The following is a 20930-nucleotide window of genomic DNA, read 5'->3' on the forward strand; positions in this document are numbered from 1 at the left end:
TTAGCCGGCGGGCCAGGAATTCCTGGCCCGCCGGGGTGTTTAACCCGCCGGAACAAAGGCCGGATTCCCCGGGAAGGGCCTAGTCCGCGTCTGCCAACCAGTCTCCCTGCAGCTGCCCGGTGTCTGTCTGGCTCCCTGCCGCATCTTGCTTCAGGCCCTGGTGTGCCAGCCCCCGGGACGTGGCATACGAGACACCCTCGAGGAATGCCTTGGCCCGCCGGGTCTCCGGATACGCCTCCAGCAACTTCCAGAACGCCGCGCTGTGGGAGGCCACCAGGAGGTGGGCCAGTTCGTGGAGCAGGACGTAGTCGATGACCCACTGCGGCATGGGCCGCAGCTTGTCCGACAGCCGGATGGTTCCATCGGCCGGGGTGGCAGAACCCCACCGGGAGTTCTGGTTGCCCACCCACCTGACGGCGGAAGGACGTGACCGGCCGCCAAGATACTTGGCGGACAGCTGTGCCGCATGGGCTGCAAGGGCCTCATCGGTGGCAGGACGCCGCCGGCCGGATGCTGCCCGCCGCTCCCCCTGCCTGTGCAGTTTTTCCAGCATGCGCTGGACCCACTCCCGCTCCTGCGCAGCAGTGAACCGGGCCGGGATGGCAACCACCGCCGTCCCGTCTTCCCAAAACGCAGCTACCGTGCGGGTACGCCGGGCAGACCGCCGCACCTCCACGGGGAAACCGTCGGCAGTGGCCAAGGCCGCGGCCGGCTGGGGCGCTGCCCGCCGGGCGGGTGCCTGCCGGGAACTGCTGCTGGGGCTGCGCCTCACAGGACGGAGCTTTCAGCCAGTACCCGGAGGACGTCTTCCCCGTACCTCTCCAGCTTGGAGGGACCCACGCCGGCGAGCCCGGACAGCTCCTCCAGCGACGCCGGCCGCGCCTCGGCTATGGCCGTGAGGGTGGCATCGGTGAACACCACGAACGCCGGAACGTCCGCGGACTGCGCCACTTCCCGGCGCCAGCTGCGGAGGGCGTCGAAGGTCTGTTCCTCGTAGGTGGGCGGGCACGCGTTGCAGCGTCCCACCTTCCGTTCAGCTCCGGTGGCAAGCATGCTGCCGCAGACCCGGCAGACGGCGGGGGCGGCAGCCTTGCGGCGGGGCACCGTTCCCTTCCCCCGGGTACTTGAGCTTGCTACCGAGTCAGGCCGCAGGCCGTCAAGGAACCGGGACGGCTTGCGGTTGGCCCGGCCCCCGGGGGTCCTTGCCGTGCTCCATGAGAGGGACAGGTGTTCGCGGGCACGGGTGATCCCGACATACAGCAGGCGGCGTTCTTCATCCACCGATTCGGGCGAATCGGCGAAGGAAATAGGCATCAGCCCTTCGCTAAGGCCCACCAGGAAGACGGCATCCCATTCCAGGCCCTTGGCGGCATGGAGGGAGGCAAGCGTGACGCCCTGCACGGTGGGCGCGTGCTGGGCGAGCGAGCGTTCCTGGAGTTCGTTGACGAAGTCCGCCAGGCCGAACTGGGCTCCGCGGTTCTGCACGAGCTCATCGGCCAGCGCCACCAGGGCAGCCAGCGACTCCCAGCGTTCGCGCAGGGCGCCGCCACTGTGCGGCGCGGACTCGGTGTAGCCCAGGGAGGAAACGATGTCGCGCACCAGCTGCCCGAGAGGTTCGGGGGTATCCGTTTCGGACACAGCCCTGGTGGCTGCGCGGAGCTGGAGGATTGCGTCCCGAACCTCCTTGCGGGCAAAGAAGCGTTCACCGCCCCGAAGCTGGTAGCCAATGCCCGCCGCTGCCAGTGCCTGCTCGTACGCCTCGGACTGTCCGTTAGTGCGGAAAAGGACAGCCACCTGGCTGGCCGGAGTGCCGGCGTCGAGCAGTGCCTTGATCTTCTGCGCCACTGTGGCGGCTTCCGCTTCATCATCCGTGCACTCGGTGAACTGCGGTGCAGGCCCGGCAGGACGCTGGGCCACGAGCTGCAGGGGCGTGGCCCAGGCTGCGTCGGCGGCAGGCCCTCCGCTGGGGCGGCCGGCCAGCAGGTCATTGGCCAGTTTCACCACCTGCGGCGTTGAACGGTAGTCCCTGATGAGCTTGACTACATTGGCCTGCGGATAGCGGGCCTTGAAGTCCAGGAGGTGCCGGGGCGATGCGCCGGTAAAGGAATAGATGGTCTGGCTGGCGTCGCCCACCACGCAGAGTTCGTCCCGCCCGCCGAGCCAGAGCTCCAGGAGCCGCTGCTGCAGCGGTGACACGTCCTGGTATTCGTCCACCACGAAGTGCCGGTACTGTTCGCGAACGGTGGCGGCCACCCTTTCGTCCTCCTGCAGGATGCCCACCGTGATCAGCAGGACGTCCTCGAAGTCAATCACGTTGCGGTCGGTCTTAACGTCCTCATAGGCCTGGAAGACACGCGCCACCGCGGTGAGGTCGAACCCGCCGGGCGCGCCCCTCCCCTGGGCGTTTTCCAGGTAGTTGGCAGGTGTCAGCATTGACACCTTGGCCCACTCGATTTCCGAGGCAAGGTCGCGGATGGATGCGCGGTCGGTGCTGAGCCTGAGCCGGCGGGCCGCCTCCGCAAGCAGCTGGGCCTTGTGGTCCAGCAGGTTGGGCAGCGTGCCGCCTACAGCCTGCGGCCAAAAGAACTGCAACTGCCGCAGGGCGGCCGCGTGGAAGGTCCGTGCCTGCACATTTCCCGCGCCGAGGTCCCGCAGGCGGCTGCGCATCTCAGCGGCGGCGCGGGCGGTGAAGGTGACTGCGAGGAGGCGCTGCGGGGTGTAGACCCCGGAGTGCACACCGTAGGCAATGCGGTGCGTGATGGCGCGGGTCTTTCCGGTTCCCGCCCCGGCCAGCACGCACAGCGGCCCGTTCAGGGTGCTGGCCACCTCACGCTGTTCGTCGTCCAGCCCTCCAAGGATCCGGTCCTCAAGGGAGCCTGATCCATCAAAATTCTCTGTAGTCACTTCTGCTGCTTTGTTTCTCGACTACCGCGTGCTGGTGTCTGGTGGATGGAATAACTTAGGCGCCGGCCAGGTCCTGGATCCGGCCGCCGTACCAGTGCTCAATCAGCGAGCGGGCGATGGAGAGCCTGGTGGAAATGGTGATCTCCCCGCTGAGCACCGCCTCCTGGAGTTCGTCGCGGCTGAACCAGCGCGCCCTGGTGACCTCCACGCCGTCGGGCGTTGCCTCAGCGTCCTCGGTAACGGCGGTAAATCCAAGCATAAGGGAGGCCGGGAACGGCCACGACTGGGAGCCCAGGTACTGGCAGGCGGTGACACGCACTCCCACCTCTTCCTGGATCTCGCGGACCACCGCTTCCTCGAGCGACTCCCCGGGCTCAACGAATCCGGCCAGGGTGGAGTAGTTCCGTGCATCCAGGGGGCCGCCGCCGCCCAGGAGCAGCCTGCCGTCCGGGCCTACCACCGTGACAATGATGGCGGGGTCGGTCCGGGGAAAATGCTCGGAGTTGTCTGCCGGGCACCGGCGCACCCAGCCGCCGGCTTCCACCTGGGTGGGTGTGCCGCAGCGGGGGCAGTGGGTGTGGGCTGCGTGCCAGTTGGCGATGGCGCTGGACTCCACGAAAAGGGCAGTGGAAGTGGCGGTCAATCCTGCCGCGACCTCCCTGAACCCGGCCCAGGCTGCATCGGCGGGAATCCCGGCAGTGCCTGGCTCCGCGGGTTCAGGCAGTACGAACAGCAGCAGTTCGGTACCGGCTGGGAGATCGGCGTCGGGTAGTGCCGACCCCAGGTACACGATGAGCTCCGGCGCGGATCCTGCCTCCGTGAGTTCCGCAAGGAGGTCCCTGGCCCCGGTCAGGACCAGGTTGCTGCCCCGCACCAGTCCCTGGCGCCGGGACAAGACTGCGGCCACCGCCTCCGGACCGGCCAGCAACTCATCGACCATGCCGGGCCGGCCGCGAACGGCAGATCCGCGGTCCACCAGGGCCGGCCGCACAGGGAGCAGGGTGTCAACAAGGTGGTTTGCCGGCAGTGGTGCAGGCACAGCCTGGTGGACGGGTGTTATGGACTCCGTGTGGCTCATGGTTCCACCGTACTGACTGCCACCGACATTTCACATTTCCCGGGCAATTCCCTGCGGGGGTGCCCCCCCCCCTATTTGCAGCTATCTCAAGACTCGCCGCGGCCGGACCGCCTTCTGGGACGGCGCGCAACTTACCGTGGAACGGTGAGAAGAAAACCGATTGAACTGGCGGCGATTGCAACCGCGGCAGTCCCCGGACTGACCCCGACGGCCGTTAGCTCTGCGCCGGATGATCCCGCGGACTTCGACTCAGCCCTGCTCCTAGACTCCGAGGGAAAGCGCTGGCGGGTCCGGTCGCCGCGGCACGCCGAGGCCAGCGCCCGGCTGGAAACGGAATTCCTGGTGCTGCGGGCTTTCGCGCCCGGGGTGCGGGCGGAACTGCCGTTCCTCATGCCGACTGTGGCCGGCAGCGTCCGCCTGGGGACCCTGAGCACTTTCGTTTACTCGCACCTGTCCGGCAGTACGCGCAGCGTGGAGGAACTCACCTCGGGCCCGGCCGGCCTGGGCCGCGAGATCGGCTCCGCCCTGGCGGCGATCCATGACCTGCCGCGGTCACTGGTCAGCAACGCCGACCTTCCCAGCTACACCCCCAACGAATTCCGCCAGCGGAGGCTGAACGAACTGGACCAGGCAGCAACCACCGGGCGAATTCCTGCCACGCTGCTGCGCCGGTGGGAACACGCCATGGAGGACGTGTCCCTGTGGCGATTCAACCCCTGCGTGGTCCACGGCGACCTGCACGAGGACAACCTTTTGGTGGAGTCCGGACGGGTTACCGCAGTCACCGGCTGGACCGATCTGCGCATCGGCGATCCTGCCGACGACTTTGCCTGGCTCGTGGCGTCCAACGAGCAGGACTTCATTGACACAGTGCTGGCGGCCTACACGTCCAGCCGGCGGGACGTGCCGGACCAGCACCTACTGCGCCGGGCCGCCCTGTCCGCGGAGTTCGCCCTGGCGCAGTACCTGGTCAAGGGCCTGGCCGCGGGTGACGCGGAAATGGTCACCGAAGCGGAGGGGATGCTGGAAAGCCTCGCCAGCGACATCGCCGAGTACGGCGGGCAGCCGATCAGCGTTGAGCCGCTGCCGGCCAAGAATGGGCCGGAGACTTCTGGAGCAGCAACGGCTGGTGGGGCTTCCGGGACAGCCCATGTAACGGGGAGCGGCAGTTCCGCCGTAACTCCCGCCGTTACTGTCATCCCCGTCCCCGCGCAAGCCGGCCCTGGCCAACCTGGTCCCGCCAGTCCTGCCGCTGCCCAACCTGGCACCAGCAGCCTCGAGGCTGCCCAACCTGCCGTACCGGCACAACCCGCCGCTGGCAGCCAGCCGGCTGCCCAAGCGGAGCCGGTCGTGCATGCCCGTCCTGCCGTTCAGGTGGCCCCCATTCCGGTGGAACCGCCCGCTGCCGAAAGCAAAGCCCAGGCGGGGCAGGAGCAGGAAGAGAAGGGTCCGGACGACACGTCAACAGCCGCTATCTCGGTCATAAACGTCAAACAGGGCTGAGCTTCGCGCGGAACTGCTCTTGCGCCGGCCCTGGAGCTGGCGCCCGCGCCTTGGTACCGGGCCTAACCTGCGCGTCCTAGGGTTGGCTGAGCGCCGCGGCGACGATTCCTTCCAGCTCGGCGGCCGTTCCCAGGTCGTGCGGCCGGACCACGGCGTTATCGGCAACGTAGAAGAACGCGGCCCGCACATCCTCCAGCGGCACATTCTTCAGTCGCGCCCACGCCAGCCGGTACACCGCGAGTTGGATTGAACGGGTCTTCAGCTGTGCCCCGGACGGGCGGCGTCCGGTCTTCCAGTCCACCAGGTCCCAACGGCCGTCCGCGTCCTGGAAGACTGCATCGACCCGTCCGCGGACCACTACCTCGCCCACCCTGGTTTCCACTGGGACCTCAACGAACGCGGGCGACCTGTCAGCCCACGGGGAAGCCTTGAAGGTGGCCACCATCTCGTCGAGGTTGTAAGCGGCGTCGATGTGGTCGTCTGAACCCGGCGCTTCACCGAGGTCCAGCATCCCTGCCGTTCCAAAGTACTCCTCAACCCAGGCATGGAAGGCCGTTCCCTTGCGCGCCGACATACCTGGTTCACGGGGCACGGGCCGGCGCAGCCGCCCCACTACAGCGTGGGGGTCGTCGCCGAGGTCAACCAGGGTTGAAGCGGAGATATGGGTGGGCAGGTGCACATCCTGGCCGCTGGACCTTCTTGCCCTGCGCTCAAGCAGCAAGGCCGCTTCACGGGCCCAGCCCGCCGCGGCCCCCGTAAGTTCCGGCCGGACCCCAGGCAGTGAACTGCTCCCCTGCCCCGGGATGTTGTGCTGCCCTGCCCACTCCCCGGGAGCCGGTTTGCCGGCGCCTGGCTCCAGAATCCCCAGCACGCGCTGGGCGGCTGCTTCCATGGCTGTCCGGCGTCCGCTGGCCAGGCGCAGGCGTTCACCGCTCCGCGGGTCCACAGGACCTTCCAGTGGATCGTACGGCCAGCCTGCTTCTTCTGTTTCGAGGGTCAGCGGGCTCTGGTCAGGAAGAGCAGCTTCTTCCAGCGACAGTGGGTGGACCACCGCGTTCGGAGGCGAGGCACCGCCCGCCCGCTGCGTCAAGGTTTCAAGCTCGGCAAGGAACGGTGACATCTCCGCCCGCCCGGCCCGCGAACCAACCCAGGCGGCGCTGGATACCCACAGCACGTGCTTGGCCCTGGTATAGGCGACATAGGCCAGGCGCCGTTCCTCCGACTCGCCGTGCGCCTGTACGCCGGCCTTGTAGTCCTTCTCGGCGTCCAGCCAGCCCTTCTGGTCCGGCTGGTCAAGGTCCCACTGGGGCAGGTCCGCCCGGTCCCCGCGCAGGGGCCACGGCAGCGCTGCGGCACCACTGCTCCAGCGGGAGTCCCTGTCGCTGGGGAAGGCGCCCGCGTTCATTCCGGGCACAAACACCACGTCCCATTCCAGGCCCTTGGATGCGTGCACGGTCAGCAGCTGCACCGCTTCCCGGTTGACGTCACTGGCGGGCGCTTCCAGCCCGTTCTCTTCCGCCGACGCAGCCTCCAGCCAGGACAGGAACGCGAGGATGTCCACCCGCTGGGAGGTACGGAGGAAACCGGCAGCTGCATCCTGGAAGGCGTCGAGGTTGCGGCGCGCCTGGTGGATGCTGATCCCCGGGCGGGCCGCCACCTCGATATCCAGCAGCATGGCCCTCTCCACCTCACCCAGAAGTGTGGTGAGATCGTCGCCCAGATAGGCCCGCAGTTGCCGCAGCTCGATCGACAAGCGCGACAACCGGCTGCGCGCCCCCGTGCTGAGGGCACGGCCATTTGGCGACGTCCACCCGTCCCGGGGCAGGAAGTCCAACGCTTCGACCAGGCTGGCGCCGTCAGTCAGGTCGCCTTCGAGGATTGGCGCGTCCGCCTCGTCGCTGTCGGTGTCGGGGTTGTCAACGTCGAAGCCCTGTGCTGCCCTCTCCCGGTGCCGGGCCAGCTGGCCCGACCAGTCGCGCAATGCCATGAGGTCGGCGGGACCTATCCGCCACCGGGCGCCGGCAAGCAGCCGCATCAGGGCGTCGGAGCGGCCCGGATCGGCAAGCACCCGCAAGGTGGCCACAAGGTCGACGATCTCCGGGGTGTCCAGGAGCCCCCCAAGACCCACGATTTCGTATGGGATGCCCCGGGCTTCGAACTGCCGCCGGACGGTCTCCATCTGGGCTCGCCTGCGGCACAGCACCGCGATGGCCGGAGGCTCGGCAGTGCCGTCTGGCTTGAGCTCAAAGTCGGTGACCCGATATTTGAGGACGTCGTCGGCCAAGGCTGCGGCTTCCTCAACGTCGCTGGCAAAACGGCCAACCACCACAGTCCCCTCCACGGCAAATGGACTCGGCTGCAATGGAGGGACCTCAGCGGCGGCGGCCTTGCCCCCGGCAGGTCCGTTTTGTGCTGCTGCCCTGCCGAGGGACTGCGACATGACATTGGCTGCTCCAAGAATGGACCGGCCATTCCGCCATGCGGTTGTCAGGTAGGAGGTTGGAGCCGGCGCCCAACCTCCTCCAGGTTCCGCCTGCCCGGTGCGGACGGGGAACTCGCGGACAAAATGGAACAACTGTCCCGCGGAAGCCCCACGGAATCCATAGATTGACTGGTTGGGGTCACCGACCGCTGTCACCGCGTGGCCGCCGCCGAAGAGACGGGAAAAGAGGACCAGCTGCGCGTAGGACGTGTCCTGGAACTCGTCCAGCAAAACCACCTTGTACCGCTGCCGCTCCATCTGAGCCGCCAACGGGACATCCTGCGCCACCTTGGCGGCGAGCGCCACCAGATCGCCGAAATCAAGTGCCCCGCGGGCACGTTTGGCTGCCGCGTAGCGGCCCACCATGTCAGCGACGCTTGCGCGGGTCCGCAGCATGCCCGCAAGGTCCGCGGCCGCTTTGGGCGGGTTCTTCATCTTGCCGGCCAGGTACGGCAGCGACTCAAACTCCGAAAGGCGCGCCATGAGCCACGCTTCGACATCTTCCGGTTCCTGGAGGTGTTCTGCGCACTCTCCCGCCAGCTGGATGACCGCTTTGACAAGGGTGGATTTCGCGGCCCGGAAGTGGGCGTATTCGCCATCGTAGGCCTCGACCACTTCGCTTGCCAGCTGCCAGGCCTGCGCTCCGCCCAGCAGCACCACGTCCCGTTCCACGCCAAGCCTCAGCCCGTAGTCCGAGACAATGCCGCTTGCGAACGAATGGTAGGTGGACACCTTGGGCTCCAGGGCGTCACTGCTGAGAAGGCCCTCGGGGAACATCCCCTTCACGGTGTCCTTGGCGGCGAGGCGCTGCAGGGCCAGAAGCTTTGACCTGATCCGGGTGGCCAGCTCGCCCGCAGCCTTGCGGGTGAAGGTCACGCCCAGGACCTCCTCCGGGGTGACCCAGCCGTTGGCCACCAGCCACACCACCCTGTCCGCCATGGTGGCAGTCTTTCCCGAGCCCGCTCCCGCGATCACCAAGCGGGGTGCCAAGGGCGAGGAGATGATGGCGGATTGCTCGGGTGTAGGGGTGTTCTTTTCGCCGAGGAGCACGGAAAGTTCTTCCGGACTGAAGCGTACGGGCGGTGTAACCTGCGCCGCAGGCAGCGTGGAAAGTGCCTCGCTCATTCGGTCACTTGCCTTCCGCGCACGCATAAGGGGCATACCTCGGGGAGCCGGCAACCATGGCCGCCATGGCTGCCTTTTGAGGGGTCGTGCCGGGCAATAAACTCGCTGCCGCCCATCACGGCGGCGGCGTTCTTGACCATGTCCAATGCCCAGTTCTCCTGCGGGTCGAGAGGTTCCTGCTGCTGGATGGCGGGACTCTTGGCGGTGGTCCCCAGCTGCGCCAGCACCGCTCCGCCGGGCTGGCCGGACCCCGGGGACCCGGTCTCGAACCCACCGGCCAATACTGCGGCCTGGTAGGCACCAAGCTGCGGATGGCGGGACAACTCGCCCTTGCCCGGCTGCCGCTTCCCGGTCTTGAGGTCCACCACCACCAGGCGGCCTTCGCCGTCGATCTCCAGCCTGTCCACTTGCCCCCGCAGGACCGCCTCCCGCGGCGCTGCCTCATCCACCGGCACCTCGCCAAGGGCCACTTCGAAGTCCTGTTCCACGCCCAGCAGGCTGCGGCCTTCGCTCCTCATGGACAGCACGTATTGCGCCAGCTTCCGCACCATGGCCTCGGCACGCTGGAAGTCCAGCCTTCCCTCCCAGTTGTCCTTCATGCCCAGCGCCGGCCACCGGCGGACCAGTTCAGCAACGTACTCGGACCCGGACCCGTCCGGCATGTCCTGGGCGATCGCGTGCACAAGAGTCCCGAGGCTCCGGGCGAAATCGGTTGCCGATTCCCCTCCCGCCGCCTGGACGAACCAGTCCAGCGGCGACTTTTGCACCGTCTCCACCTTCGAGGGGGACACGGAAACCGTTCCGCCCGGGGGAACAACCGCGCCGGAGGACGTCAGGGGCGCCAGCCCCCACCAGCTGTCGGGGTGTGCGCCCGCAACCGCGGGCTGCGCTGCGGCCAGGTGCGCCAGGACCCTGGCTGCTTCCTGCGCCTGCCCCGAGTCACCATCCAGCTGGGCATACTGCCGGAGTTCAGCGACCAACGCGCGCAGCGTCATCGGCCGTTCCACCTGGGTGAAAGCCCTGCCCTCCTGGCCCGGCCTCAAGGGCGCAACGAAGTCCAGGAAGGACGACGGCTGGTCGTCTTCCGAAGACACTGCCGTACACACCAGCACTTCCCGTGCCCGGGAGACCGCCGTGGAGAAGCTTCGGAGTTCGTCGTAACGGATGTCGCGCAACCGGCTCAAGGGGTCGCGCTGGAGGGCATAGGCGGGACCATGCTCCACAGCGTCCGCGTACAGCGTGCTTCCGAGAAGCTCGCCCCGGAGCCTCGTGTTGGGCCATACGCCCTCCTGCAGTCCGGCGATGATCACCACCGGCCATTCCCTGCCTGCAGCACTAGCAGGGGTCATCAGCTCAACGGCGTCATCGAGCTGGGCGCGGGCGGCAAGGGTGTCCATGGGAAGCTCCTGGTTCAGGAGGTACTCGAGGAACTGTTCAGGGCCGGCGCCGGGCATCTGGTCCACATAGCGCTCCGCCGTGTGGAAGAGCGCCATCATCGCGTCGAGGTCGCGGTCAGCGCGGGCCCCGTGGGGTCCGCCCTCCAATGCCGCTGCCGTCCAGGCCGACGAGAGCCCGGTGGAGTCCCACAGTGCCCACAGCACCGTCTCCGCGTTGGCTCCGGGCAGGGCTGCAGCCTCCCTCCCGGCGTGGATCATTCGCGCAGTGCGGCGGGCGGCGCGGCCCTCAATACCCAACGCACCCAGCGCACCGGGTTCGAGCAGGGCTTCGACCAGGAGGGCATCACTGGCGCGTCCCCCACCGCCCAGGAGTTCCTCCCGCCGCAGCGACTGGCGCAGCCTGCGCAGCTCGATGGAGGTGGCCCCGCCGATGCGGGAGGTCAGCAATGAAACCGCAGCTTCCGGTGTCAACAGCGCAGGGTCCAGGGCGATGGCGAAAGCATCCAGGAGTGGACGCACCGCCACCTCGTCCCGGACTGCGGACTCAGCCACTGGTACGCGTACGGGAATGCCCTGCCCGGAAAGGTACCGCTGCAGCTCGCTGACCTGGCCGCCGTTGCGCACGATGACGGCAATGTCAGCAAGGTCGCGGTTGAGGTTGATGTGCTGGTCCAGGATCCGCTGCGCAACGTACCGGAGCTCATGAACGGGAGTGGGAACCAAGTGGGCCTCCACCCCGCCCGTCACCGGCTGGTGTGCAGGCTGTACGGGATGTTCGGGCTTTCCGGGCCATGCGGGTTGCTCAAGGCGGCGGGCCAACTGCCCGCCCGCGCGCTGGGAAATGCGGCCAGCCACGTTCAACCAGGCCTGGGCCACGGCAGGCGTGAGACCGTGGGCATGCCAGAGCGGGCGCTCCATGACGGCCCCCTTGGCCGAGAGCAGCCGGGGCAGTTCAGCCACCAGATCGGGCCGGGCTCCCCGGAAGCCCTGGACCACTGTGTCCGGGGATGACGTCACGTAGCAATCCTTGCCGGCGGCGATGTCCGCCAGCAGCTCGAAGATTGCCGGGTTGGCTTCCTGGACATCGTCCACCAGGACAACCTGCAGCCGGGCGCGTTCCGCAGCGAGGAAATCGGGAGAGTCCTGGAAGATCTGCCGTGCTGCCGTGATGATTCCAGCGGGGTCGAAGGCCTCCGGCATCCGCAGGTCCAGGACGTCCCGGTATTCGGCGTAGAGGGCTGCTGCGGCCTTCCAGTCCGGCCGGTCGCAGTCATCCCCGAGTTGCACAAGGTCTTCGGCCGTACGGCCCGATTCAATGATGCGGTCAAAGAGCTGCCGCACTTCCTGGCGGAAACCGCGGGTTTCCATGGCCCCGTCCAGGTCGGCGGGCCAGGGTAGTTCCAGTCCCGGAAGCCGGTGGCCCTCAAGGAGTTCCTTGATGATGAGGTCCTGTTCAGGGCCTGAGAGCAAGCGCGGTGGCCTGGGCAGTGGAATAACTCCCTCTGCCTTGGCCCGGCGGATCAGGTCGAATGCATAGGAAGCCCATGTCCTGGCTGGTGTGGTGCTGAGGCTCCTGTCCAGCCGGGCGGTGAAACGGTCCCGCAGGAAATCCGCTGCAAGGCGGGTGGGTGCAAGGATCAGTATGCGTTCGGGGTCAACGCCGTCGCGGAAGACCCGCTGGACCGCGGCCTCGACGAGGACGGTGGTCTTCCCGGTACCCGGAGCCCCAGGAACCAGCACGGGCCCCGAGCCCTGGACGACGTCAACCGCTGCCTGCTGGTCCGGTGTGAGCCTGGGCGCTTCCGCATGCACCCGCCGTGGCGGAAGCAACCGAAGGGCGGGGGATCCGGTCAGTGCGCTCCTGGGTTCAGGCCCCCCGGCATCAGGTAGAGCGGGCTCCTGGCCAATCCCAGGCTCTTGCCGTTGGGGGTCCCAAGGGCCGGTCAAAGGAATCGTTACGGTCACAAACTCATTCCATCATCAGCCACCGACAATTCATGGAGGCGGCGCTCCAGGTCCTCGGCAACGGCATCGATACTGTCAAAATCACTGTCTGTCGGCGCCCAGCGCGCGGTCCCCAGATCCACCCGCCACCGCCCCTCCCCGGTGCGCAAGTAGGAACTGTAGGCCCCCAGAAGCGGGGTTCCTTCCTCAAGGTAAAGGAGCAGAGCCTCGGCTTCATGGCCCTCCGGTGCATGGCCGCTGGCTTTCAGGACGCGCCACCAGGGAACACCTCCGCCATGGTGGCTCATGACGTAACCCACCTGGCGGGGACCTCCTGACCCCAGGAGCTCGGAGACGTCCCCGTACGAGACCGCGGACCCTGCAGGCACCAGCCTGACGACGGCCAGGACCGCTTGGACGTACTCATTCCGCATTGATCCAATGTAGCCGCAGTGGCGCTCCCGGGAATTGTCGGCGGGTCCCCTTAGCGTTGAAGCATGAGTTCCTGGAACACGCTCCCCCGCGCAGCCTTCGATCTTGAGACCACCGGCCGCAATTCAAGGGCGGCACGAATCGTCACGGCATCCATCACCGTGGTGGATCACGAAGGCCAGGTCATTACCGAGCACGAGTGGCTGGCCGATCCGGGCGTTGAAATTCCCACCGAGGCAAGCGACGTCCACGGCATCACCACGGAGCAGGCAAGGCGGGACGGGCGGCCCGCGCACGAGGTCACGCGGGAAGTGGCGGGCGTCCTCCAGGAGCTCTTTGATTCCGGAACCCCGGTGATCGCCTTCAACGCCAGCTATGATTTCACGGTCCTTGCCGCCGAGTCGGCCCGCTACGGGATCCCGCAGCTCACCCGCTTCCCCGTCCTGGACCCGTACATCATGAACAAACAGGTTGACAGGTACCGCAAGGGCAAACGCACACTCACCGCGCTTTGCGAGGAGTACGGAGTGGTCCTGGACAATGCCCACACGTCGGCTGCCGATGCCCTGGCAACCCTCCGCGTCCTTGATGCGATGGCGGGAAAGTTTCCCAAGCTGATGATGCCCGCCAGCCAGCTGCACCAGCTGCAGGTGGACTGGGCGGTCAGCCAGGCGGCGGACTTCCAGGGGTATCTTCGAAAGACCAAGCCCGCGGCCGTAATCGAGGGAGACTGGCCCGTACTTCCGCCGCAGGACGCCACGGCTGGAGGCTTCTAGGCCGCCGGGCCTACTCCAAGTGGGAGACATGTCACAGTCACGCCGCGAAATAAACGGGCCGCTACCCATCGAGCCTGGTTCGCCTTCATGCGTGCGCACCGCTTCAAATACTGCGCAGAAAACTCATTCTGCGCATAAAATTCAGCATCAGCAGCAGCGTAGGGCAGTTTTCTTCTGCCCAGGCTCCGGTTCCGCCTTGGTGAGACAATAAAGTTTTGCGGTCACCCCTGCCCCGGACAGCCCAACCCGCGCCGGGCAGGTGCCAGGCGCCACAGCGCTGCCTTGCGGCCCAGTCGACTTACGACTCACATGAAAGTGACAACCTGATGAAAATCAAAGCGATGAAGTGGCTCACTACCGCTCCCGTTGCACTTGCCCTCGCGGTGTCCCTCGCAGCCTGCGGCGGCGGGTCTTCCCAGCCCAGCGGCACCCCCACGGACGCGCTGAAGGGCAGTGACCAGCAGACGCTGGACAAGTACACCACTGCCAACGTGACCCCGATCGACAAGATTGACAAGAGCAAGCTCGGCCTCGCCACCGAGGGCACCCTGCGCGTGGGGACCTTGTCAGACGCCCCGCCGAATATCTTTGTTGATGCGTCCGGCAAGTTCACCGGCTACGACAATGAGCTTCTGCGTGCCATGGCCGACAAGCTGGGGCTCAAGATCGAGTTCGCCTCCACCAAGTTCCAGGCGCTTCTCAGCCAGGTCAAGAACAAGCAGTTCGACGTCGGCTCCTCCTCGATTTCCACCACGGACGCCCGCCGTGAAACGGTTGCCTTCACCAATGGTTACGATTTCGGCTACATGGCTCTGGTCACCAAAGAAAACGCCAGGGTTCAGACGTTCGCCGAACTGAAGAGCGGCCTTCGCATCGGCGTCGTTAGCGGCAGTGTCCAGGAAGACTACGTCAAGAACACCCTGAACATTGAGCCCGTTTCCTTCCCTGACTACAACACCGTCTTTGCCAGCCTGAAGAGTGGGCAGGTGGACGCCTGGGTGGCTCCTTCCCAGCAGGCGACCGGCCAGGTCAAGCCCGGAGACGGCACGAAAATCGCCGAGAAGAAGCTCAACACGCAGAACTTCACCGCGTACGCCGTGGCCAAGGACAACCCTGCGCTGCTCGAAGCGCTGAACTCGGCCCTTGACGCCATAGTTGCCGATGGCACTTGGTCCAAGCTGACTGCCCAGTGGTACACGGACCGCCCGACGGCTGCCGAGCAGACCCCCGAGGGTTGGAAGCCGGGCAGCAAGGCCGTCAAGGTCCCAGCGAACTAGACACCGGCTACCCAGAAAAGATAGCGACGCCATATGGATTTCCTGACACGACTCGGAGAGACCTTCCTTGACTGGGAGAAGATCGCCGAGGTTCTGCCAAGCATGTTCACTGTGGGCCTGCCCAATACCCTGGTCCTGGCGATCACCTCGGGACTGATCGGTGCCGTCGTCGGCCTGGTCCTGGCTCTCATGGGAATCTCACGGAATCCTGTGGCGCGGTGGGCTGCCCGGGTGTACACGGACGTATTTCGTGGACTCCCGGCCGTCCTCACCATCCTGGTCATCGGCCTTGGGTTCGGACCAATCTTCCGCGAGATGACTGGCAGCAACAGCCCCTACCCCATGGGAGTTGCAGCTCTGTCGCTCATGGCCGCCGCGTACACGGGTGAAATCTTCCGTTCCGGCATCCAGAGCGTAGACAAAGGGCAGCTTGAGGCATCGCGTGCCCTGGGGTTCGGCTACGGCGCATCCATGCGGCTTGTAGTGGTTCCCCAGGGTATCCGCCGGGTGCTTCCTGCGCTCATGAACCAGTTCATTGCGCTGATCAAGGATTCCTCGTTGGTCTTCACCTTGGGCTTGCTGGCCACGGAACGGGAACTGTTCCAGATCGGCCAGGACGCCGCCGCCCGCAGCGGAAACTTGTCCCCGTACGTGGCAGCGGCGATTTTCTACCTCGCCATGACCATTCCGCTCACCCACCTGGTCAACTACATCGACGCCAGGCTGCGTACCGGGCGGCCCGAAAAGAAAGAACCGGACGACGCCGCAGCCGTCGTTGGAAAGGGAGCCCAGGCATGAGCGAATTCGCATCAGGAACGCTGAGCGCCAAGAACATCCACCTTTCCTTCGGCAGTAACCACGTCCTGCGGGGCATTGACCTGCACGTTCCGCAGGGCACCACCGCATCCGTCATCGGACCGTCGGGCTCGGGCAAGTCCACCCTGCTAAGAGTGATGAACCGGCTGATCGAGCCGGACCAGGGCGACATCCTGCTGGATGGCCGTTCCGTGCTGAAGGACAACCCGGACGAACTCCGCCGCCGGATCGGCATGGTGTTCCAGCAGTTCAACCTGTTCCCGCACAAGACCGTGGAGGAAAACGTCTCCCTGGCCCTGCGGAAACTGCGCAAGCTCTCCAAGGAGCAGGCGCGCAGCGAAGCGTTGGAACAGCTGGACCTGGTGGGCCTGAAGCAAAAGGCGGATTCGCGCCCGGCCAACCTCTCCGGCGGCCAGCAGCAGCGCGTGGCCATCGCAAGGGCGCTTGCCATGAAGCCCGAGGTTATGTTCTTCGACGAAGCCACCTCCGCACTGGACCCTGAGCTGGTCAAGGGCGTTCTGGCGTTGATGACGGACCTGGCGAAGGGCGGCATGACCATGGTGGTGGTGACCCACGAGATGGGCTTCTCCCGCAACGTTTCGGACTCGGTAACCTTCATGGATGCCGGCGTGGTGGTGGAAACCGGCTCGCCTGAGCAGCTCTTCACTGAACCCAGGACGGACCGGCTCAAAGGCTTCCTTTCAGACGTCCTGTAGCACCCGGAACACAAAAAGGAATCCCCGCCTGCAGCGTGCAGGCGGGGATTTCTATTTCATCTCGCGAGAGGACGACGGCGGGATGAGCCTTTCGGCCCGGGCTCAGCCCCGTGCGGCGGCTGCTGCCTTCGCTGCCGCGGGCAGGGCGTCGTAGATGCGGTTCATGGCGTCGTCGTCGTGGGCGGCCGACAGGAACCAGGCTTCGAAGACCGACGGCGGCAGGTAGACCCCTGATTCCAGCATGGAGTGGAAGAACGGCGCATAGCGGAACGCTTCCTGCGCCTGCGCGTCGGCGTAGTTGTGCACGCCGTGGGCCGAGGTCCCGAAGGCCACCGAGAAGAGGTTCCCGGCAAACTGGATGGAGTGGTCCACACCCGCGGCATCCAGCGCGTTGGACAGCGCCGAGGAAAGCTCCAGCGACCGGACGTCGATGAAGGAGTAGACGTCCCGGGTGGCGTTGGTCAGGGTGGCAACGCCGGCCGCCATGGCTACCGGGTTTCCGGACAGGGTTCCTGCCTGGTACACCGGGCCCGTGGGGGCCAGGTAGTCCATGACGTCGGCACGGCCGCCGAGTGCCGCCGTCGGCATTCCACCGCCGATGACCTTGCCGAAGGTCAGCAGGTCGGGCGTCCAGGGGTCCTCGGCGTCGGGCGCCCCGCCGGTGAGGCCCCAGTAGCCGGAGTAGCCGGTGCGGAAGCCGGTGAGGACCTCATCGACGATGAGGAGTGCGCCGTGCTCGCGGGTGATCCGGGAGAGCCCGGCGTTGAACCCCTCGGCTGGGGTGACGACACCCATGTTGGCAGGTGCGGCTTCGGTGATGACGGCTGCGATGTTCTGCCCGTGGGCGGCGAAGGCTTCCTTGACCGCCGTGAGGTCGTTGTAGGGCAGCACCAGGGTCTCGGCCGCGGTGGCCTCGGTGACGCCCGCGGAGCCGGGAAGAGCCAGGGTGGCCACGCCGGAGCCCGCGGCGGCCAGGAGGCCGTCCAGGTGGCCGTGGTAGCAGCCGGCAAACTTGATGATGAGGTTGCGGCCGGTGAACCCGCGGGCCAGACGGACGGCGGTCATGGTGGCCTCGGTGCCGGTGGACACCATGCGGAGGCGTTCGACGGCGGGGACGCGTTCCTTGACGATTTCCGCGAGGTTGGCCTCGTCAGGGGTGGAAGCACCGAAGGACAGGCCGCGGTCGACGGCGGCGTGCACTGCATCCAGGACGGCAGGGTGGGCGTGGCCCAGGAGCGCCGGGCCCCACGAGCAGACGAGGTCCACGTATTCCTTGCCGTCCGCGTCCGTCAGGTACGGGCCTTTGGCGGAGACCATGAAGCGCGGCGTACCGCCGACGGAACCGAAAGCCCGGACCGGGGAGTTGACGCCGCCCGGCATCAACTGGCGGGCGCGGTCGAAGAGTGCCTCATTGCGAGGATTGCTGGAAGTCATGGTTCCTATTCTCTCAGTTAGCCGGAAGGCACAGTTAGCCGGCGAGCAGCTCCGCCACGCGCGGCGCCACCGCCGTACCCATCAGTTCAATGGAGCGCATCATGGCTGCGTGCGGGAGCGGCCCATTGCTGTACTTGAGGTCGAAGCGGTCCACGCCAAGGTTCCGTTTGAGCCGGACGATCTTTTGGGCCACCGTTTCCGGCGATCCAACGTAGAGGGCACCTTCCGTGGAGCAGAGGGCGTCAAACTCGCCCCGCCCCGCCGGCCCCCAACCGCGCTCGGCTCCCAGCTTGTTGCGCAGCTTCAGCCAGTGCGGGAACAGCTCTTCCCGGGCCTGTTCGTCGGTTTCGGCCACATGCCCCGGCGAGTGGGTGGCAATCTGCTGCATCGGGTGCCCGTACTTGGCCATCGCCTCGCGGTAGAGATCCGCCAGGGGCTTGAAGGCCCGCGGCTGGCCGCCAATGATGGCGAAGATGATCGGGTAGCCGTACTGGGCACAGCGGAGCACGGATTCGGGCGTTCCGCCCACCCCGATCCACGTTGGGAGCAGGTGGTGCTCCAGCGGCGGGTAGACGCTCAGGCCGGCCAGTGCGGGCCGGGTGCGGCCTTCCCAGTGCACGGGCTTTTGCGCCCGCACTTTGTCGAACAGCTCGAGTTTCTCCTCGAACAGGACCTCGTAGTCCGCCAGGTCCAGCCCGAACAGCGGAAAGGACTCCACGAACGATCCGCGGCCCAGCATCACTTCGGCGCGGCCGTTGGAGATGGCGTCCACCGTGGCGAACCGTTGGAAAACCCGGATGGGCTCGTCGGAACTCAGGACCGTTACGGCGGAGCCCAGCCGGATTCGGGACGTCCGCGCCGCAGCGGCAGCCAGGAAGACCTCCGGCGCGGACACAGCGTAGTCCTTGCGGTGGTGCTCCCCCACGCCAAATGCATGAAGCCCGACGGCGTCGGCCAGTTCCGCCTGCTCCAGCAGCTGGCGCAGGACCTCAGCGTGCCTTTGAGGACTGCCGTCGGGATTTTCGCCAACGTCGCCAAAGGTGTTCAGGCCCAGGAGGATCCGCTCCTCCCCCACCGGCGCGGTGGGTCCCGGTGCGGTGCGTACAGCAGCAGGCGCGTCCGTCACCGGGATTCCTTGAGCCAGCCGGCAAGTTCGGCGGCCCAGTAGGTGAGGACCGTGTGGGCTCCCGCACGCCGGATGCCCAGCACTGATTCGGTGATGGCGGCCCGGCGGTCGATCCAGCCGTTGGCGGCGGCGGCTTCGATCATCGCGTACTCACCGGAGATCTGGTACGCGGACACGGGCACGGGGCTCATCGCGGCCACATCCGCCACGATGTCCAGGTAGCTCATGGCCGGCTTGACCATGATGATGTCCGCACCTTCAGCGAGGTCGAGTTCGACCTCGCGCAGGGCTTCGGTGCGGTTGCCGGCGTCCATCTGGTAGGTCCGCCGGTCGCCCTTGAGCTGGGAGTCCACGGCTTCGCGGAAGGGACCGTAAAACGCCGAGGCGTACTTCGCGGCGTAGGCGATGAGGGAGGTGTTGACGTGGCCGGCCTCGTCCAGGGCCGAGCGGATCGCGGCGATCTGGCCGTCCATCATGCCCGAAGGGCCAAGCATGTGCGCCCCGGCCTCCGCTTGTGCAACGGCCATCCGGGCGTAAATCTCCACGGTGCGGTCATTGTCGACGTACCCGTCGGCGTCGAGCACTCCGCAGTGGCCGTGGTCGGTGAATTCGTCCAGGCACACGTCGCTCATGATCACCAGGTCGTCGCCCACCTCGGCACGGACGTCCCGGATGGCCTTGTTCAGCACTCCGTCCGGGTCCAGCGCAGCCGAGCCTTCCGGGTCGCGGGTTTCCGGGATACCGAAGAGCATGATGCCGCCGAGGCCGAGCTCAACGGCTTCCGCTGCGGCGCGCTTCAGGGTGTCGGTTGTGTGCTGGACCACGCCGGGCATCGACGTGATGGGGTTGGGTTCGGTGAGGCCTTCCCGAATGAAGGCCGGAAGGATGAGTTCGGCCGGTGCAAGGCGGGTTTCGGCGGTCAGCCGGCGCATGGCGGGGGTAGTGCGCAGGCGGCGGGGGCGTTGGTTGGGGAAAGTCATGGATCCTGTCCTTCGCATTGGTTGTGAAGCCTTTTTGGAGGTAACGTGCCGGTCCCGGTCAGGGCGGGTTGAGTGCTTTGGCCACGGCCGCCACCAGCCCGTCCGGCGTCGGCTCAGTCGCCACTGCCGCCACGTCCAGGCCCAGGGCGGCGGCCTGGTCCGCCGTCGAGCGTCCTATGGCGACCAGCCTGCAAGCCGCCAGCGGCCCCAGCCCAGCGATCCGCCGGACGGCGCTCGGGGAGGCTGCGATCACGGCGGCGATCTTTCCGGCCGCGATCTCTGCCGCGGCGGCTTCAGGCGTCAGGAGGTAGTACGACGGCGCTTGCGGGCCGGCGTCGCCATCCTCCGGCTGCACGCCGAGCCTTCGCTCCGCTGCCGCCGGGTAGTCAACGGTGCGATAGGCGGTTACCGCCTCAACGGCACTGCCCGCCGCTGCCAGGCCTTCCGCCAGGGTGGGTGCGGCAATGTCCGCCTGGGGCAGGAACACTGTACCGCCGCCGGGCCACACAGCGAGCAGGCCGGCAGCAGACTGCTCGGCGTCCGGCGTGAGGGTTACCTGAACTCCGGCCGAGTCCAGAAGCCTGCGCGTGGCGGGACCGATGGCGGCGACCCGGGTGCCGGCAGGAACCAGCTGGTCCAGCCGCAGCCCACGCTCGGCTGCCTTTTCCATCAGGACGTGGACGGTGGTGGCACTGCTGACCACCAGCCAGTCGAAGGCGCCTGCCGCCAGGGCGTCGCAGGCGACGTCCATGGCATGCTGGTCCCGGGCCCGTTCGAAATCGATGAGCGGGAGCAGCACCGGCGTGGCACCGGCGTCCCGCAGGGCCGCCACCAGTGTTGCGGAGCGTTCCGGGCTGCGCGTGACCAGGACCCGGACCCCGCCGAGCGGCGCGTTGCCGTTCGGCTCGTCCTGCCCGGATCTGCTGGAAGGCTGCGTCAT

General features: G+C 67.0%; 15 protein-coding genes. 5 read left to right on the plus strand and 10 right to left on the minus strand.

Annotated elements, in window-relative coordinates:
- Positions 1 to 79 precede the first annotated feature (79 nt).
- The 3 genes from ACFO0G_RS01670 to nudC form a co-directional block, all read right to left on the minus strand.
- Positions 80 to 700, minus strand: a complete 621-nt coding sequence (locus tag ACFO0G_RS01670; RefSeq protein WP_286404500.1) for a M48 family metallopeptidase — start codon at positions 698 to 700, stop codon at positions 80 to 82.
- 68 nt (positions 701 to 768) lie between these two features.
- Positions 769 to 2904, minus strand: a complete 2136-nt coding sequence (locus tag ACFO0G_RS01675) for an ATP-dependent helicase (RefSeq protein WP_286397964.1) — start codon at positions 2902 to 2904, stop codon at positions 769 to 771.
- A 55-nt stretch (positions 2905 to 2959) separates the two neighbouring features.
- Positions 2960 to 3982, minus strand: coding sequence for an NAD(+) diphosphatase (nudC, locus tag ACFO0G_RS01680; protein WP_376976213.1), 1023 nt, complete (start codon positions 3980 to 3982; stop codon positions 2960 to 2962).
- Positions 3983 to 4126: 144 nt separating this feature from the next.
- On the opposite strand from nudC, the gene ACFO0G_RS01685 reads away from it, so the two are divergent.
- Positions 4127 to 5485, plus strand: coding sequence for a macrolide 2'-phosphotransferase (locus tag ACFO0G_RS01685; RefSeq protein ID WP_286397966.1), 1359 nt, complete (start codon positions 4127 to 4129; stop codon positions 5483 to 5485).
- Positions 5486 to 5561: 76 nt separating this feature from the next.
- On the opposite strand, the gene ACFO0G_RS01690 is transcribed toward ACFO0G_RS01685, so the two are convergent.
- The 3 genes from ACFO0G_RS01690 to ACFO0G_RS01700 all read right to left on the minus strand — a co-directional run bounded on the left by ACFO0G_RS01690 (position 5562) and on the right by ACFO0G_RS01700 (position 12867).
- A complete protein-coding gene (locus tag ACFO0G_RS01690) occupies positions 5562 to 9092 on the minus strand; it encodes a UvrD-helicase domain-containing protein (protein WP_376976216.1) in 3531 nt (1176 codons plus the stop codon).
- The gene (locus tag ACFO0G_RS01695) at positions 9089 to 12301 is read right to left on the minus strand and encodes an ATP-dependent helicase (protein ID WP_376976218.1); all 3213 of its coding nucleotides are present in this window, start codon (positions 12299 to 12301) and stop codon (positions 9089 to 9091) included. The genes ACFO0G_RS01690 and ACFO0G_RS01695 overlap by 4 nt, the downstream gene beginning before the upstream one ends.
- A 149-nt stretch (positions 12302 to 12450) precedes the next feature.
- Positions 12451 to 12867 (minus strand): MGMT family protein, encoded by a 417-nt coding sequence (locus ACFO0G_RS01700; RefSeq protein ID WP_286397967.1) that lies wholly within the window; start codon positions 12865 to 12867, stop codon positions 12451 to 12453.
- 63 nt (positions 12868 to 12930) lie between these two features.
- Here ACFO0G_RS01700 and ACFO0G_RS01705 point away from each other — a divergent pair, with 63 nt between their 5' ends.
- From ACFO0G_RS01705 to ACFO0G_RS01720, 4 genes are all read left to right on the plus strand, one after another.
- Positions 12931 to 13641, plus strand: a complete 711-nt coding sequence (locus ACFO0G_RS01705; protein ID WP_376976221.1) for a 3'-5' exonuclease — start codon at positions 12931 to 12933, stop codon at positions 13639 to 13641.
- A gap of 326 nt (positions 13642 to 13967) precedes the next feature.
- Entirely contained in the window at positions 13968 to 14918 is a 951-nt protein-coding gene (locus ACFO0G_RS01710) for a substrate-binding periplasmic protein (protein ID WP_376976223.1), read from the plus strand.
- A gap of 33 nt (positions 14919 to 14951) precedes the next feature.
- The gene (locus tag ACFO0G_RS01715) at positions 14952 to 15716 is read left to right on the plus strand and encodes an amino acid ABC transporter permease (RefSeq protein WP_286397970.1); all 765 of its coding nucleotides are present in this window, start codon (positions 14952 to 14954) and stop codon (positions 15714 to 15716) included.
- Positions 15713 to 16450, plus strand: coding sequence for an amino acid ABC transporter ATP-binding protein (locus ACFO0G_RS01720; protein ID WP_376976225.1), 738 nt, complete (start codon positions 15713 to 15715; stop codon positions 16448 to 16450). The genes ACFO0G_RS01715 and ACFO0G_RS01720 overlap by 4 nt, the downstream gene beginning before the upstream one ends.
- A 102-nt stretch (positions 16451 to 16552) precedes the next feature.
- Here the strand turns inward: ACFO0G_RS01720 and hemL are convergent, their stop codons facing one another.
- Genes hemL through ACFO0G_RS01740 form a run of 4 tightly spaced genes read right to left on the minus strand, consistent with a single transcriptional unit; the run spans position 16553 to position 20930 of the window.
- Positions 16553 to 17884 (minus strand): glutamate-1-semialdehyde 2,1-aminomutase, encoded by a 1332-nt coding sequence (hemL, locus tag ACFO0G_RS01725; protein WP_286397972.1) that lies wholly within the window; start codon positions 17882 to 17884, stop codon positions 16553 to 16555.
- Between the two features lie 34 nt (positions 17885 to 17918).
- Positions 17919 to 19010, minus strand: a complete 1092-nt coding sequence (locus ACFO0G_RS01730; protein WP_376976227.1) for an LLM class flavin-dependent oxidoreductase — start codon at positions 19008 to 19010, stop codon at positions 17919 to 17921.
- Positions 19007 to 19990 (minus strand): porphobilinogen synthase, encoded by a 984-nt coding sequence (hemB, locus tag ACFO0G_RS01735; RefSeq protein ID WP_236798958.1) that lies wholly within the window; start codon positions 19988 to 19990, stop codon positions 19007 to 19009. Before hemB ends, ACFO0G_RS01730 begins: the two co-directional genes overlap by 4 nt.
- Positions 19991 to 20048: 58 nt before the next feature.
- A complete protein-coding gene (locus tag ACFO0G_RS01740; protein ID WP_376976230.1) occupies positions 20049 to 20930 on the minus strand; it encodes a uroporphyrinogen-III synthase in 882 nt (293 codons plus the stop codon).

The organism is Arthrobacter sedimenti, assembly GCF_042652025.1.
Classification (GTDB): domain Bacteria; phylum Actinomycetota; class Actinomycetes; order Actinomycetales; family Micrococcaceae; genus Arthrobacter; species Arthrobacter sedimenti.